The 12511-nt window shown below is 72.4% G+C and carries 12 protein-coding genes and 1 pseudogene; 5 read left to right on the top strand and 8 right to left on the bottom strand.

Features of this window, described 5'->3' with window-relative positions; all coding sequences use genetic code 11:
- Positions 1–361: pseudogene (locus K7G60_RS20035) on the top strand (hypothetical protein); the annotation flags it as partial.
- Between the two features lie 278 nt (positions 362–639).
- Here K7G60_RS20035 and K7G60_RS20030 read toward each other — a convergent pair.
- From K7G60_RS20030 to K7G60_RS20020, 3 genes are all read right to left on the bottom strand, one after another.
- On the bottom strand, positions 640–879 hold the full coding sequence (locus tag K7G60_RS20030; RefSeq protein ID WP_225802318.1) for a chaplin: 240 nt from the start codon (positions 877–879) through the stop codon (positions 640–642).
- A 152-nt stretch (positions 880–1031) separates the two neighbouring features.
- Positions 1032–1679, bottom strand: coding sequence for a response regulator transcription factor (locus K7G60_RS20025; RefSeq protein ID WP_225802317.1), 648 nt, complete (start codon positions 1677–1679; stop codon positions 1032–1034).
- Positions 1672–2817: a GAF domain-containing sensor histidine kinase gene (locus tag K7G60_RS20020; protein ID WP_225802316.1), complete on the bottom strand. Its 1146-nt coding sequence runs from the start codon at positions 2815–2817 to the stop codon at positions 1672–1674. Before K7G60_RS20020 ends, K7G60_RS20025 begins: the two co-directional genes overlap by 8 nt.
- Positions 2818–2988: 171 nt before the next feature.
- On the opposite strand from K7G60_RS20020, the gene K7G60_RS20015 reads away from it, so the two are divergent.
- The 3 genes from K7G60_RS20015 (at position 2989) to K7G60_RS20005 (ending at position 5904) form a co-directional block, all read left to right on the top strand.
- Positions 2989–3684 (top strand): SDR family oxidoreductase, encoded by a 696-nt coding sequence (locus K7G60_RS20015; RefSeq protein WP_225802323.1) that lies wholly within the window; start codon positions 2989–2991, stop codon positions 3682–3684.
- Positions 3684–4820, top strand: a complete 1137-nt coding sequence (locus K7G60_RS20010) for an S-adenosylmethionine:tRNA ribosyltransferase-isomerase (protein ID WP_225802315.1) — start codon at positions 3684–3686, stop codon at positions 4818–4820. The genes K7G60_RS20015 and K7G60_RS20010 overlap by 1 nt, the downstream gene beginning before the upstream one ends.
- Positions 4821–5112: 292 nt before the next feature.
- On the top strand, positions 5113–5904 hold the full coding sequence (locus K7G60_RS20005; RefSeq protein ID WP_225802314.1) for a transglycosylase SLT domain-containing protein: 792 nt from the start codon (positions 5113–5115) through the stop codon (positions 5902–5904).
- Between the two features lie 57 nt (positions 5905–5961).
- On the opposite strand, the gene K7G60_RS20000 is transcribed toward K7G60_RS20005, so the two are convergent.
- Complete coding sequence (locus tag K7G60_RS20000; RefSeq protein WP_225802313.1) at positions 5962–8580, bottom strand: FHA domain-containing protein; 2619 nt, start codon at positions 8578–8580, stop codon at positions 5962–5964.
- A gap of 197 nt (positions 8581–8777) precedes the next feature.
- Here K7G60_RS20000 and serB point away from each other — a divergent pair, with 197 nt between their 5' ends.
- Entirely contained in the window at positions 8778–9995 is a 1218-nt protein-coding gene (serB, locus tag K7G60_RS19995; protein ID WP_225802312.1) for a phosphoserine phosphatase SerB, read from the top strand.
- A 93-nt stretch (positions 9996–10088) separates the two neighbouring features.
- Here the strand turns inward: serB and K7G60_RS19990 are convergent, their stop codons facing one another.
- From K7G60_RS19990 to K7G60_RS19980, 4 genes are all read right to left on the bottom strand, one after another.
- Positions 10089–10607: a histidine phosphatase family protein gene (locus K7G60_RS19990; protein WP_225802311.1), complete on the bottom strand. Its 519-nt coding sequence runs from the start codon at positions 10605–10607 to the stop codon at positions 10089–10091.
- Positions 10608–10642: 35 nt separating this feature from the next.
- A complete protein-coding gene (locus tag K7G60_RS19985) occupies positions 10643–10846 on the bottom strand; it encodes a hypothetical protein (protein ID WP_225802310.1) in 204 nt (67 codons plus the stop codon).
- A 136-nt stretch (positions 10847–10982) separates the two neighbouring features.
- A complete protein-coding gene (locus K7G60_RS38885) occupies positions 10983–11099 on the bottom strand; it encodes an SGM_5486 family transporter-associated protein (RefSeq protein ID WP_260174269.1) in 117 nt (38 codons plus the stop codon).
- Positions 11100–11116: 17 nt separating this feature from the next.
- Entirely contained in the window at positions 11117–12472 is a 1356-nt protein-coding gene (locus tag K7G60_RS19980) for an MFS transporter (protein ID WP_225802309.1), read from the bottom strand.
- Positions 12473–12511 lie beyond the last annotated feature (39 nt).

Genomic DNA, 12511 nt, shown 5'->3' with positions numbered 1-12511 from the left:
CGAGCGGGAGCTGGCCGAGGCACTGCGGGACGCGACGGCGGTGCTGACCCGGCTCGACGTGGCGGCCTCGGGGCCCGCGGCGGACGCGGCGCGCGAGGCGTACCGGGCGCGGGCTGAGGTGGGCCGCGAGGTGCTGGCCCCCGGCTATCCGCCGCGCGCGGTGCGGGTGCTGGAGCTGGCGCAGCGGATCGGTCTGCTCGTGAACCTGGCGTACGACCACGGTCACGGGGGCGCGGTGAGCGCCTCGGAGATGGCGGCGCGGGGGGCCGCGTTGCGGCCGGTGGAGCGGGTGGCGCGGCGGGCGCAGGTCGCTGCGTACAACGCGTACGTGGAGGAACGGGAGCGGGAACGGGGGTTCTGACCTTCGCTCCCGCTGGGTGCGGGCCCGTCGGCTCCTGGATGTGGGGGCTCGGCCTGGTCCGGGGCGGGGTCCTGGGGTCGAGGTGCGGGGGACGGGCAGTGCCCTGGGGGTTGTGCCCGCCCGTTCCGCCCCGCGGAACGATTGCCCACAACGGTCTCGGAAGCGGAATGGCTGCCCCGCAACGGTCCCGGAAGCGGAATGGTCGCCCGCGACGGTCCCGGAAACGGGAAACCCCCGGCCCCGGGGGGATCGTCCGGGGCCGGGGGTCCGTGTGGGGGTCAGCCGTTGACGGCGCCGTTGCCGAAGGCCGGGTTGAGCAGGCCGATCACGTTGACCGTGTTGCCGGAGACGTTCACGGGGACGTGGACCGGGACCTGCACCAGGTTGCCGGAGCCGACGCCCGGCGAGTGGAGGGCCTGCCCGTGGGCGTCCGCGTTCGCGGAGGCGACGCCCGCGCCGGCGGCGACGATGCCACCGGCGACCATGGTGAGGGCAGCGGCCTTCTTGAGGTTCTTCACTTGGTACATCCTCCTGGTCATCGCTGCGGCCGGTCCGCCGCAGCACGCCATGGAGAACGCCGCACCCCCCGCCGGGTTGCGCCGAACGGGGGACATACACACGACGGTATGAAGGACTGAACGGTCGTGCGCTCCGGCGCACAAGGGGCGCGTCAGTTGGTGAGGCCGTGCCGTACGGCCCACAGCGCCGCCTGGGTGCGGTCCGCGAGGTCGAGCTTCATCAGGATGTTCGAGACGTGCGTCTTGACCGTCTTCTCGGAGAGGACGAGGGCGCGGGCGATCTCCCGGTTGGACCGTCCGTCCGCGATCAGGCCGAGGACCTCGCGCTCCCGCTCCGTGAGGGTCGAGCCCCGCCCCGTGCCCCCGCCGGGGGAGTCGTCCTGGGCGAGGAGCGCGCCGGCCACCTCGGGCTGGAGCAGGACGTGCCCCGCGTGGACGGAGCGGATCGCCCCTGCCAGGGCGTCGGGATCGACGTCCTTGTAGACGTATCCGCGGGCGCCGGCGCGGAGCGCGGGGACGACCGTCCGCTGCTCGGTGAAGCTGGTGACGATCAGGACCCTGGCGGGGTTGGCCAACTCACGGAGCCGCTTGAGCGCCTCGATGCCGTCCGTGCCCGGCATCTTCACGTCCATGAGGACCACGTCCGGGTGCAGCTCCTCGGCCCTGGCGACGCCCTCGGCCCCGTCGGAGGCCTCCCCCACGACCTCTATGTCGTCCTGCACCTCCAGGAAGGTGCGCAGGCCGCGGCGGACGACCTGGTGGTCGTCGACCAGCAGGACACGGATCGGCTTGTCAGCCACCGGGAACCTCCATCTCGATCGTGGTGCCCTCGCCCGGGGCCGAGGTCACGGTGAGCCGCCCGCCGACGCCGCTCGCCCGGTCCCGCATGGAGACCAGGCCGAGGTGGCGGCCGGCGCGGCGGACCGTGCGCGGGTCGAACCCCTTGCCGTCGTCGGTGACGGTGAGCCGCGCGCCCTGGTCGCCGCGGGCGAGGGAGACCGCGACGAGCTTCGCGTCCGCGTGCCGCAGGGCGTTGTGCAGGGCCTCCTGCGCGACCCGGAGGACGGCCTCCTCCTGGGCGGCCGGGAGGGCCCGGATCCCCGGGCTCTCGAAGGTCACCCGGGCGGAGTGGGCACGGTCCAGGACCTGGATCTGGGTGCGGAGCGTGTGGACGAGGCCGTCCTCGTCGAGGGCGGCGGGCCTGAGCTCGACGACGGCGGCGCGCAGCTCGTCGGCGGCCTCGGCGGCGAGCGCGGCGACCTGCTGGAGCTCGCCCTTGGCGCGGACCGGGTCGCGGTCGACGAGGGCGGCGGCGGCCTGGGCGGTCAGGCGGAGCGAGAAGAGCTTCTGGCTGACGGCGTCGTGCAGCTCGTGGGCGAGGCGGGAGCGCTCCTCGGCGATCGTGAGCTCACGGCTGCGCTCGTACAGCCGGGCGTTGGTGAGGGCGATGGCCGCGTGCTGGGCGAGGATCGAGAGGAGTGCCTCGTCGTCCGCGGTGAAGCCGCAGCCGCCGTCCTCCTTCGGGCAGCGCTTGTTCGCGAGGAAGAGCGCGCCGATGATCTCGTCGCCGTCCCTGACGGGCAGGCCGAGGAAGTCGGACATCTCGGGGTGGGCGTCGGGCCAGCCCTCGAAGCGGGGGTCCGTGCGGACGTCGGCCAGACGCTCGGGCTCGGCCTTGTGGAGCATCGAGGCCAGGATGCCGTGCTGGCGGGGCAGCGGGCCGATCGCCTTCCACTGTTCGTCGCTGATGCCGTCGACCACGAACTGGGCGAAGCCGCCGTGGTCGTCGGGGACGCCCAGGGCCGCGTACTCGGCGTCGAGCAGCTCGCGCGCGGAGGCCACGATCGTCTTGAGGACGTCCCGCACCTCCAGGTGGCGGCTCATCGCCAGGAGGGCGGTGCTCACGGCGGCCAGGCCGGAGTTCGGTCGATGGCTCATGCGTTCACCGTACCGGCGGGGTGTGACGGTCCGTATCCGCCCGGGGACGAGGCCGGAGCAGGTCCTGGGACCTAGGTCGAAGTGCCCCCGGCGGTCCGGGCCCGGGGACGAGGCGGTGGGAGGGGCCGCGGCCGGAGGGTGGAGCCATCCGGAGGAGAGGGGATGGACGTCATGGCTGTCGCGATCATCACGGGGGCGTCGAGGGGGCTGGGGCGGGCGCTGGCCGAGGCTCTTGCCGGGCGGGGCTGGAACCTGGTGCTCGGGGCCCGCACGGCGGACGTACTGGAGGAGAGCGCGGCGGCGGCACGCGCGCGTGGCGCACGGGTGGTGGCGCGGGCCGGGGACGTGAGGGACGCGGCGCACCGGCGGGAGCTCGTGGCGGCGGCGCGGGAGCTCGGCGGTCTCGATCTGCTCGTGAACAACGCGGGGATCCTGGGCGCGGAACCGCTGGTGCCGCTGGACAGGCACCCGCTGGACGGTTTCCGGGCCGCCCTGGAGGTCAACGTGGTGGCCCCGCTGGGGCTGCTGCAGGAGGCGCTGCCGCTGCTGCGCGAGGCGTCCGCCGGCGCGGTGGTCAATCTGAGTTCGGACGCGGCGGCGGAGGCGTACCGGACCTGGGGGGCGTACGGAGCGACGAAGGCGGCGCTCGACCAGCTGTCGGCGGTCCTGGCGGTGGAGGAGCCGGGGCTGCGGGTCTGGTGGGTGGACCCGGGCGGGATGCGGACGAGCATGCTGGCGGCCGCGGAGCCCGGCGAGGACCTGTCGGGGGTGCCCGCTCCGGCCGACGTCGCCCCCGTCTTCCTGCGGCTGCTCGAGGAACGGCCGGCGAGCGGCCGGTATTCCGCGCCGGCCTTCCTGGAGGCGTGATGGGACTGGCCGTGCGGGTGCCGGCGGAGCTGTCGGCGCGGGTTCCTGCCGAGCAGCGGGGCCCCGGGCGGGGCCGGGACGACGTGCGGCTGCTCGTGTCGCGGGGGACTGCTGTGTCGCACCACTCGTTCAGGGAGCTGCCCGCGCTGCTGCGGGCCGGGGACGTGCTCGTCGTCAACACCTCGACGACGCTCGCGGCGGCCGTGGACGGGCGGCTCGGGCCGGAGCCGGGCGGGGAGCCGGTGGTGGTGCACTTCTCGACCCGTGGGGACGACGGGCGCTGGGCCGTGGAGCTGCGGAAACCGGAGCCGTCGGGCAGTACGCGCCCGCGTGGGGGCGGTCCCGCGGGCGCGGTCGTACGGCTGCCGGGAGGGGCGCGGCTGGTGCTGGCGGAGCCGCTGGTGCCCGGCGGCGGGCGGCTGTGGTGGGCCCGGGTGAACGAGGACGTGCCGGGAGTGCTCGAACGGTACGGGCGGCCCATCCGGTACGGGTACACGGACCGGGACCAGCCCCTGTCGGCGTACCGGACGGTCTTCGCGCGCCCCTCCCCCGACGGGTCGGGCTCGGCGGAGATGCCGAGCGCGGGGCGGCCCTTCACGGCCCGGCTGGTGGCGGAGCTGGTCGGCCGGGGCGTGCGGATCGCCCCGCTCTCCCTTCATACGGGGGTGGCGTCGGCGGAGGCGCACGAGCCGCCCTACCCGGAGCGCTTCGAGGTCCCGGCGGCGACGGCGGACCTGGTGAACGCGGCCCGCGCCGGGGGCGGCCGGGTGATCGCGGTGGGGACGACCGTGGTGCGGGCGCTGGAGTCGGCCGCCGTGGGGTTCGACGGGCCGGGAGGGGTGCCCCGGGCGCCGGCAGGGGGGACGGCCGTGCGGTGCGGCGGGACGGTGCGGGCCGTCGGGGGGTGGACCGATCTGGTGGTGACACCCGCCCGTGGGGTGCGGGTGGTGGACGGGCTGCTCACCGGGCTGCACGAGCCGGAGGCCTCGCATCTGCTGATGCTGGAGGCGGTCGCCGGACGGCCCGCGCTGGGGAGCGCGTACGCCGCCGCGGTACGGGGCCGCTACCTCTGGCACGAGTTCGGCGACCTCCATCTCCTCCTGCCGGAGGAGGGGTCTCACCGTACGCATTGCTGAAGCAACTCATGGTGAGTTCGTTACGAGCTCGGTGTGAGGCCGCGCATAGGACGCAGGTCACTTACGAAGCCCCCTAGTGGACGTTTTGCCACCGGATATGAACGGAGGAAACGGGCCACAGGGGGCATTGTGCGGCCCGGGCGCCAAGCCCTGATCCACTATCGGGGATAGTACGTCACACCTTTGCCACAGGATTTTGCTGCCGCTAAGAATTGCCTCCGTCGCCGCCGAGCAGGCGCAGCGCCGCCCCGGCCGAGCGACGACCCCCAGCGATTCGAAGAGGTAGTCCTGCATGTCTGCGAACACCCCTGGCCACAGTCGTGGTCTGAAGAAGACCCACAAGGCCACGATCGCCGGCGTCGCCGCTCTGGGCGCCGCAGCGCTCACCCTCTCCCTCGTGCCCCACAACGGCGGCACCGAGACCGAGCCCCAGGCCCTGTCCGGTACCCAGCAGGTGGCCTGGTCGTACAACGCGAACAGCCCGCAGGCCAAGGCGCTGGCCGCCAGCGTCAGCGAGCAGCAGACCGTCATCGGTCTGAAGGCCAAGCAGGAGGCGGAGGCGAAGGCCAAGGCCGCCGCCAAGGCGAAGCTCGACGCCCAGGCGAAGGCCGCGAAGGCCAAGGCCGACGCCCTGGCGAAGGCCACCGCGAAGGCGAAGGCCGAGGCCAAGGCCAAGGCGGTGGCCAAGGCGAAGGCCGCCGCGAAGAAGCGCGCCGCGGAGAAGGCGGCCGCGAGCCGTTCCGTCCCCCGCAAGCCGGTCTTCGCGAACAACCTCGACGGCTGGATCCGCGAGGCGCTCTACATCATGGACAAGCACAACATCCCGGGCACCTACAACGGCCTGCACAAGAACATCATGCGCGAGTCCAGCGGCAACCCGCGGGCCATCAACAACTGGGACATCAACGCCATCAACGGCGTCCCGTCCAAGGGCCTGCTCCAGGTGATCTACCCGACCTTCAAGGCGTACCACATCCCCGGCACCAAGTTCGACCAGTACGACCCGGTCGCCAACATCGTCGCCGCCGCCAACTACGCGGCCGACCGCTACGGCTCGATCGACAACGTCAACAGCGCGTACTGACGCGCGGAAGGGCGGCACCCTGAGAGGGTGCCGCCCTTCGGCGTGGCGTCGCGAGGGTTACTTGCGCATGACCTCGGGCTCGTGGCGGCGCAGCAGCCGCGCCACGAGGACGCAGCAGACCGTGGCCATGATCAGCTGGATGCCGAGGTCGAGGCTCCACTGGCCGACCGTGTGCTCCCACAGCGGGTCGGTGTTCGTGGGGTCCTTGTGGTCCCACGGCGGCATCAGGTGCGCCAGGTCGAGGGTGGTGCCGGCGCCGGCGATGCCCCAGCGGGAGGGCATGAGCCAGGCGAACTGCTCCAGGCCGGGCGAGCCGTACACCTGGAAGAGGATGCCGGTGAAGACGACCTGGACGATCGCGAACATGACGAGCAGCGGCATGGTCTTCTCGGCGGTCTTCACCAGCGCGGAGATGACCAGGCCGACCATCATCGAGGTCAGGCCGAGCGCGATGACCTGGACGCAGAGCTCGACGGCCGGCGGCATGAACAGGCCCTCTTCGGGCAGCTCACGGGTGGAGAAGCCGATGCCGCAGATGATCACGCCCTGGAAGGCGGTGATCAGGCCGAGGACGATGACCTTGGACATGAGGTACGCGGAGCGGGAGAGGCCGACGGCGCGCTCCCGTTCGTAGATGACCCGTTCCTTGATCAGCTCTCGTACGGAGTTCGCCGCGCCGGAGAAGCACATGCCGACCGCGAGGATCAGCATGATCGTGCCGGCGTCGCCGTTGAAGCGGGACGGCGGCTTGGGTCGGCCCAGGCCGAAGTCGGCCGGGATGACGACGGAGACCGCGCCGAGGACGGCGGGCAGGATCACCATCAGGGCCATGAAGCCCTTGTCGGAGGCGATCACCGACACGTAGCGGCGGATCAGGGTCCACAGCTGGGAGCCCCAGCCCTGCGGCTTCGGAGGCCTGGCCATGGCCTGCGGCGCGATCTGGACGGGCTGCGCGGCGACGGCGTCGATGTCCGCGGCGTACATCTGGTAGTGCTGCGAGCCCTTCCAGCGGCCCGCCCAGTCGTAGTCACGGTAGTTCTCGAACGCGGAGAAGACGTCGGCCCAGGTGGAGTAGCCGAAGAAGTTCAGCGCCTCCTCCGGCGGGCCGAAGTACGCCACGGAGCCGCCGGGCGCCATCACGAGCAGCTTGTCGCAGAGGCCCAGCTCGGCCACCGAGTGGGTGACGACGAGGACCGTGCGGCCGTCGTCCGCGAGGCCGCGCAGCAGCTGCATGACGTCGCGGTCCATGCCCGGGTCGAGGCCGGAGGTCGGCTCGTCCAGGAAGATCAGCGAGGGCTTGGTGAGGAGCTCCAGGGCGACGGAGACGCGCTTGCGCTGGCCACCGGAGAGGGAGGTGACCTTCTTCTCCTTGTGGATGTCGAGCTTGAGCTCGCGCAGCACCTCGTCGATGCGGGCCTCGCGCTCGGTCGCGGCGGTGTCGCCGGGGAAGCGGAGCTTGGCCGCGTAGCGCAGCGCCTTCTGGACGGTCAGCTCCTTGTGCAGGATGTCGTCCTGCGGGACCAGACCGATGCGCTGGCGCAGCTCGGCGAACTGCTTGTAGAGGCTCCGGTTGTCGTAGAGGACGTCGCCCTCGTTGGCCGGGCGGTAGCCGGTCAGCGCCTTGAGCAGGGTGGACTTGCCGGAGCCGGACGGGCCGATGACGCCGATCAGCGACTTCTCCGGGACGCCGAAGGTGACGTCCTTGAGGATCTGCTTGCCGCCGTCGACCGTGACCGTGAGGTGGCGGGCCGAGAAGGAGACCGAGCCGGTGTCGACGAACTCCTCGAGCTGGCCGCCGACGATGCGGAAGGTCGAGTGGCCGACGCCGACGATGTCCTGCGGGCCGAGGAGGGCCGTGCCGCCCTTGGGGATCGGCTGACCGTTGACGTACGTGCCGTTGTGCGAGCCGAGGTCGCGGATCTCGAAGCGGCCGTCGGGCGTCGCGTGGAACTCGGCGTGGTGCCGCGAGACCTGGAGGTCGGAGACGACCAGTTCGTTCTCGAGGGCACGGCCGATGCGCATCACGCGGCCGAGGTCCAGCTGGTAGAAGGTCGTCGGGCTGCGGTCGCCGTAGGGCGACGCCGCTCCCGCGGGTCCGCGGCCGGCCGGAACCTTCTGGGCGAGCTGCTCGACGGGGCCGCCCTGCCCCGGGTGGCCGGCCGGGCCCTGCTGGTGCGGGACCTGCTGGTGCGCGGGGGCGTGTCCGCCCTGTGCGCCCTGCTGCGGCCAGCCCTGCTGCTGCGGGGGCGCCTGGTGCGTGGCCCAGTCGGCCTGGGCGGCGGCCTGGTGGGCCGGGGCCTGATGAGCCGGGGCCTGGTGGGCCGCGGCGGCCTGGTGGGCCTGGGCCTGCTGCTGGGGCGCGGCGGCCGCGCCGGCGGCGGCGAGATTCAGCCGCGGGCCGTCGGTCGCGTTGCCCAGGTGGACGGCCGAACCGGGGCCGATCTCCACCTGGTGGATCCTCTGGCCCTGGAGGAAGGTGCCGTTCGTGGAGCCGTGGTCCTCGATGACCCAGCTCCGGCCGCCCCAGCTGATGGTGGCGTGGCGCCACGAGACCCTGGCGTCGTCGATGACCAGGTCACCCTGAGGGTCCCTGCCCAGGGTGTACGACCGGGACGGATCGAGCGTCCAGGTCCTGCCGTTCAATTCCAGTACGAGTTCTGGCACTCCATGCCCCACTACTTGTCCCCCGATGTACCCCCGTCGTCGGGAGTCCAGGGATGGCGAATCATCCTGGGGAACTATTTCAGGCCCGGTCCCGTATCGGAAAGTCGGGCCGCGTGAAGACCTCAGGGGCGTTTCCTGGACCAGTCGGGTGTCCGCAGGGCGGGACGGGGGCTCAGGTGGCTCACGGTGCCCGATACGGTGGAACCACCATGAGCGCATCGCAGACCTCAGACGTTCCCACCCTTCTCGTCAAGATCTTCGGGAAGGACCGTCCCGGGATCACCGCGGGACTCTTCGACACCCTCGCCGCCTACTCCGTCGACGTCGTGGACATCGAACAGGTGGTCTCCCGCGGCCGCCTCGTCCTGTGCGCGCTCGTCACCGAGCCGACCGTCGCCTCGGCGGGCGAACTGCGGGCCACCGTGCACAGCTGGGCCGAGTCGCTGAAGCTCCAGGCCGAGATCATCTCCGGCACGGGCGACAACCGTCCCCGCGGCGAGGGACGCTCGCACGTCACCGTGCTCGGCCACCCGCTCACCGCGGAGCAGACGGCGGCCATAGCGGCCAGGATCGCGGAGACCGGCGGCAACATCGACCGCATCTTCCGCCTCGCGAAGTACCCGGTGACCGCGGTCGAGTTCGCCGTCTCGGGCTGCGGGACCGAGCCGCTGCGGACCGCACTGGCCACCGAGGCGCACAGCATCGGGGTCGACGTGGCCGTCGTCTCCGCCGGCCTGCACCGCCGGGCCCAGCGGCTCGTGGTGATGGACGTCGACTCGACCCTGATCCAGGACGAGGTGATCGAGCTCTTCGCCGCGCACGCGGGCTGCGAGGACAAGGTCGCCGAGGTGACGGCGGCGGCGATGCGCGGCGAGCTGGACTTCGAGCAGTCGCTCCACGCGCGCGTGGAGCTGCTCGCCGGTCTCGACGCCTCGGTGGTCGACAAGGTCCGCGCCGAGGTGCGGCTGACGCCGGGTGCCCGGACCCTGATCCGTACGCTCAAGCGGCTCGGCTACCAGGTGGGTGTCGTCTCCGGTGGGTTCACGCAGGTCACCGACGACCTGAAGGAACGCCTTGGGCTCGACTTCGCCTCCGCCAACACGCTGGAGATCGTGGACGGGAAGCTCACCGGCCGGGTGACCGGCGAGATCGTCGACCGGGCGGGCAAGGCACGGCTGCTGCGCCGGTTCGCGGCGGAGGCGGGGGTGCCGCTGGCGCAGACCGTGGCGATCGGCGACGGGGCCAACGACCTGGACATGCTGAACGCGGCCGGGCTCGGGGTGGCGTTCAACGCGAAGCCGGTGGTGCGTCAGGCGGCCCACACGGCGGTGAACGTGCCGTTCCTGGACACCGTGCTGTACCTGCTCGGCATCACGCGCGAGGAGGTCGAGGCGGCGGACTTCGGCGAGGACGACCTGCCGCACTGAGCGGTGGCGGTACGGCCGCACCGAGCGGTGGCGGTACGCGGGAGGGCCCGGGTGTCGGACGACGCCCGGGCCCTCCCGCGTACGGGTACGGGATCAGGCGTGCGGGGTCCAGAAGTCGGCGAGCTTGCCGACGCCGTGCTCCACGGACTTCCAGGTCCCGTCGAAGGTGACGACGGCGAAGGCGGAGGTCGGGAAGCCGCTGCGGTTCATCCGGGCGAGGGTGTCGCCCTCGGTCTCGCCGGCGAGGGCGTCGGCGAGGGCGTGCATGCCGGGGTTGTGGCCGATGAGCAGGAGGTTGTTCACGGCGTCCGGGGTCTCGTTGACCAGGGCGATGAGCTCGCCGAGGGAGGCCTCGTACAGCCGCTCCTCGTACACCGTCTTGGGGCGCACGGGCAGCTCGTGGACGGCCAGCTTCCAGGTCTCGCGGGTGCGGAGGGCGGTCGAACAGAGGGCCAGGTCGAAGGAGATGCCGCTGTCGGCGAGTTTGCGGCCCGCCACCGGGGCGTCCTTGCGGCCTCGGTCGGCGAGCGGTCGCTCGTGGTCGGACGAGTCGTTCCAGTCTGCCTTCGCGTGCCGGAGGAGCACGATGCTGCGGGGTGTATCGACGCTCATGGTCCACAGCTTCGCACGAAACAGGCCACTCCGACTCAGAGAGAGAGGGTTTGCCAGAGGTGCTCCAGGAAGCGGTCGGCGGCGAGCTCACCCGTGGTCGCCTGGGCCCCGTCCGCCCCGGTCATGAGGAGCAGGAGGGCGAGGAACGCGGCTGCCGGGAGGGCGAGGGCCCACCAGGGCAGCCGGGTGTCGACGCCGGTGGTCGTGGTCCGGATGCCGGGGTGCGTGGGGGCCGACATGACCGCCTCCGTGGGTGAGTTCCGCGCTTTCGCCGTTGTCACCAACGTACGGATCGCGCGTCCCGCGGCCCATCCGGTGATCCACCCACTTCACCCTGAGACCCGCCCCCTAGGGGATGCGGGGGCCACCCCCACCTCACGGGGAGGCGAAGGAGGCGATGACGGCGATGACGACCGTGATGCCGAGCATCGCGCCGAGCACGAGGAGCAGCTTCTTCTGGCCGTTCGGGGGGTTGGGTTCGAGGACTGGCATGGGGACAGTCTCGCATCTCAGCATTCGTCCTCGACCGTCCGGTCCCTGCCGGCCAGGGTTCCGACGATCATCTGCGGCACCATGAGCCCTCCCATGAGCGCGACGGGCAGTCCCCAGCCACCGCTGTGCTGGTAGAGCACGCCGACGAGGAGGGGGCCGGGGATCGAGATGAGGTAGCCGACGCTCTGGGCGAAGGCGGAGAGCCGGACGACGCCGGCGCCGGTGCGCGAGCGCATGCCGATCATCGTGAGGGCGAGCGGGAAGGAGCAGTTGGAGACGCCGAGGAGCACGGCCCAGACCCAGGCTCCGGCGGCGGGGGCGAGGAGGAGTCCGGTGTAGCCGGTGAGTCCGCACAGGCCGAGCGCGACGACGATCGGACCCTGGTTCCTCATCCGGGTCGCGAGGCGGGGGATGACGAAGGCGAGCGGGACGCCCATGACCATGGTGACGGCGAGGAGCACGCCCGCGGTGGCGGCGGGGACGCCGGCGTCGCGGAAGACCTGCGGCATCCAGCCCATGGTGATGTAGGCGCCGGTGGCCTGGAGGCCGAAGAAGACGCCGAGCGCCCAGGCGGTGCGGCTGCGGGTGATGCGCGGCGCGGGGACCCGCGGTGCCGTCTGCGCGTTCCGCGGTGCCGCTTCGGGGGCCGCGGCCGTCGGAGGGGCCGTGTCGCCGTCCCGGTCGCGCAGGAGCGGGAGCCAGGGCAGGACGGCGAGCGCGGCGAGGGCCGCCCAGACGCCGAGGCCGAGGCGCCAGTCGCCGCCGAGGACGTCGGTCATCGGCACGGTCGCGGCCGCGGCGACGGAGGTGCCGAGGGCGAGCGCCATCGAGTAGAGGCCGGTCATGCTGCCGACGCGGCCGGGGAAGTACCGCTTGACGATGACGGGCATCAGGACGTTGCTGACGGCGATGCCCATGAGGGCGAGGGCGCTGGCGGCGAGGAAGGCGGCGGTGCCGGTCGCGAAGGGCCGCAGGACGAGGCCGGTGAAGATCGCGGCCATGCCCGCGCAGACGACGGCGGCGGGGCCGAAGCGGCGGGCGAGGCGGGGTGCGGTGATGCCGAAGACCGCGAAGCAGAGCGGGGGGACGGAGGTGAGGACGCCGGCGACGCTGCCGCTCATGTGGAGGCCTTCGCTGACCTCTTCGAGGAGGGCGCCGAGGCTGGTGATGGCGGGGCGCAGGTTGAGGGCGGCCAGGACGAGGCCGACGGCGACGAGGCCGAGGAGCCGGCGGCGCGCCGGGCCCGGTGCGGGAGAATCGCCGGCGGTGGCGGGCGCCCCGGAGGGGGCGGTCGTGGCGGTGGTTCCGGCCGGTCGCGCGGTGGTCTCGGCCGGTGGTGCGGCGGGGTCGAGGGTCTTCGGCTCGTCAGGCATGGGGCCATCATAGAATCATGGGATGATTGGTTGTCCAAT

The sequence above is a fragment of the Streptomyces sp. NK15101 genome (assembly GCF_020400725.1).
In the GTDB taxonomy this organism is placed as follows: domain Bacteria; phylum Actinomycetota; class Actinomycetes; order Streptomycetales; family Streptomycetaceae; genus Streptomyces.
Note: the sequence above shows the minus strand (reverse complement) of the source record. Positions and strands in the feature narration are given on the sequence as shown.